This is a genomic window from Methylobacterium sp. E-025 (assembly GCF_022829705.1).
In the GTDB taxonomy this organism is placed as follows: domain Bacteria; phylum Pseudomonadota; class Alphaproteobacteria; order Rhizobiales; family Beijerinckiaceae; genus Methylobacterium.
The window spans coordinates 1-2,963 of sequence record NZ_JAKSYR010000023.1 but is presented as its reverse complement, the minus strand read 5'-3'; the positions used below and the strand labels follow the sequence as shown (position 1 = coordinate 2,963).

At 74.6% G+C, this 2,963-nt stretch carries 2 protein-coding genes; both read right to left on the bottom strand.

The genetic code is table 11. The annotated features are described in order from the left end of the window. Positions 1–1,271: HlyD family type I secretion periplasmic adaptor subunit (locus MKK64_RS01720; RefSeq protein WP_243931993.1), on the bottom strand; the 1,271-nt coding region annotated here is incomplete at its 3' end. A 2-nt stretch (positions 1,272–1,273) separates the two neighbouring features. Further along, on the bottom strand, positions 1,274–2,963 hold a 1,690-nt coding region (locus MKK64_RS01715; protein ID WP_243931992.1), incomplete at its 5' end, for a type I secretion system permease/ATPase.

The following is a 2,963-nucleotide window of genomic DNA, read 5'->3' as shown; positions in this document are numbered from 1 at the left end:
TCGACCGGCATGCCGGGCACGAGCTGGACCTCGCCCAGGCGCTCGCGCTGGGTCTCGGGCACGCGGATGCGGGCGGTGTAGTAGCTCTGTCCGGTCTTGGGATCGGTCGAGACGTCGGCCGAGACGCGGCTCACCGTGCCGTCGATCTCGGGCGTGGTGCGGCTGTTGAAGGCGGAGAACCGCAGCACCGCGCGCTGCTCGCGGCGCACGCTGTCGATGTCCTGGGGCGGGATCTTGACCTCGACGGCGAGCTGGTCGGCCGTGGGCACGATCAGCATCGCCGGCTCGGACGGCGTCACCAGCCCGCCCACGGTGTGGACCGTCATCTGGTGGACGGTGCCGTCCTGCGGGCTGCGCAGGTCGATGCGCTTGAGCTGGTCCTCGGCCGCGACCCGCTTCTCGCGCAGCTCCGAGCGCTTGCCGCGGATCTCGGCGAGATCCTTGCCGACCTCGGTGCGCATGTCGCCGTCGACCTGCAGGATCTGCAGCTCGGTCTCGGTGATCTTGCCCTTGGCCGAGGCGGTCTGCGCGACGAGCTGGCCGCGCTCGCCCTGGAGCCGGGCGGTCTCGCGCTCGAGCGCCGTGACGCGCGAGAGCGGCACCAGGTTCTTGGCGTAGAGCTCGCGCACCCCCGTCAGCTCGGTGAGGATCAGCGCGATCTCGCGCTCCTTGGCGTTGGCCTGCTGGGTCAGGCCGCCGATCTCCTGGCGCAGCTGCTCGATGCGCTCGGAGAGCTGCGCCTTCTGCCCGGCGCGGCCGGCGCGGCGGGCGGCGAACAGGCGGGTCTCGCCGTCGACGAGGCGGGCGACCGAGGGGTCGGCGTCCCGGCGGCCCAGCAGCTCGGCGGGGAAGGCGATCGTCGGGGCGTCGTCGCGCTCGGCCTCGTCGCGGGCATGGCGCGCGTCGAGCTCGTCCAGCGCCCGCAGCACGATGTCGAGGTTGGCCCGGGTCTGCGTCTCGTCGAGGCGGATCAGCACGTCGCCGGCCTTGACCCGGTCGCCCTCGCGCACGCGCAGCTCCCCGACCACCCCGCCGGTGGGGTGCTGCACCTTCTTGACGTCGGACTCGACCACGAGCTGGCCCGGCGCGATCACCGCGCCGGCGATCTCGGTGAAGGTGGCCCAGCCGCCGACGCCGACCACCAGCACGGTGCCGAGCCCCAGGCTCAGCGCGAGGTGGCGCCGGATCGAGGCCCGGGCGCGGGGGCGCGGCGGCAGGGGGGCGGCCGGGACGGCGGCGATCGGGCCTGCGAGGATCACGGGGTCGGCCATGGTCAGGCGCTTTCCTGCAGGGTCGGCTTCGCGGGCCCTTGCGCGGGCAGCCCCGCCGGGGCCGGTTCGGGGGCGGCGCGCAGCACGCGCTTGAACACCTCGTCCTTCGGGCCGAAGGCCTGGGCGCGGCCGTCGGCCATCATCAGCACGAGGTCGAGCGCGGCCAGGGCCGAGGGGCGGTGCGCCACGACGATGCAGATGCCGCCCCGCGCCCGCACGCCGAGGATCGCCCGGGTCAGCGCGTTCTCGCCCTCGGCGTCGAGGTTGGCGTTGGGCTCGTCGAGGATCACCAGGAACGGGTCGCCGTAGAGCGCCCGCGCCAGGCCGATGCGCTGGCGCTGGCCGGAGGACAGGCCCGCCCCGCCCTCGCCGATCCGGGTGTCGTAGCCGTCGGTCAGCCGCAGCACCATCTCGTGGATGCCCGCCGCCTGCGCCGCCGCGATCACCGCCTCGGCCGAGGCCGCCGGGTCGAAGCGGGCGATGTTCTCGCCGATGGTGCCGGCGAACAGCTCCGCCTCCTGCGGCAGGTAGCCGAGATGGGGGCCGAGGTCGGCCGGTTCCCACTGGTCGAGGGCCGCCCCGTCGAGGCGCACCTTGCCGCGCAGGGGCGGCCACACGCCGATCAGCGCGCGGATCAGGCTCGACTTGCCGGAGGCCGAGGGGCCGATCACCCCGAGGCCCTGCCCGGCCTTCAGCGCGAAGCTGACCTCGCCGACCACCGGACGCTGCGAGCCGGGCGGGGCGATCGTGACCGCCTCCACCGTCAGCGTCCGCGACGGCGCCGGCAGGCCGTGGCGCGGCTGCCCGGCCGGGATGCGCGCGAGCAGGTCCGAGAGCCGGGCCCAGCTCTGGCGCGCCTGGACGAAGCCCTTCCAGTTGGCGATGGCGAGTTCCGCCGGGGCCAGCGCCCGCGACACCAGGATCGAGCTCGCGATGATGATGCCGGCGGTGGCCTGGCCCTGGATCACCAGCCAGGCGCCGAGCGCCAGCACGCCCGATTGCAGCGCCATGCGGAACACCTTCGACACGGCGCCGAGGCCCCCGGCCACGTCGGCGTTGCGCTGCTGGGCGTCCATGTAGTCGCGGTTGGCCCCGGCCCAGCGCGCCTGGAAGCGGCCCTGCATGCCGAGCGCGGCGAGCACCTCGGCGTTGCGGCGCCCGGCCTCCGCCAGGCCGTTGCGGCGCAGGCCGTGCCCGGTGGCGGCCTGGGCCGGCCTGCGGGTGGCGCGGTCGGTCAGCCACGTCACCGCCGCGAGGAAGAGGGCGCCGCAGAGCGCGGCGACGCCGATCAGCGGGTGGAACAGGAAGCAGACGGCCAGGTAGATCGGCAGCCACGGCAGGTCGAAGAACGCCGACGGGCCGGTACCCGACAGGAACGCGCGGATCTGGTCGAGGTCGCGCAGCGGCAGCAGCCCGTCGCCGGGGGCGGCCCCCTTGAGCGGCGCACGCACCACGAGGTCGAACACGCGGCCCGACAGCGCCTCGTCGAGCGCCGCCCCGACGCGGGCGAGGATGCGCGAGCGGATCGCCTCGAGCGCCCCCTGGAACGCGTACAGCGTCAGCGCCAGCGCCATCAGCCCGATCAGCGTCGGCACCGAACGGCTCGGGATCACCCGGTCGTATACCTCCAGCATGAAGAACGAGCCGGTGAGGTACAGCACGTTCACCACGCCGCTCATCACCGCGACGCCG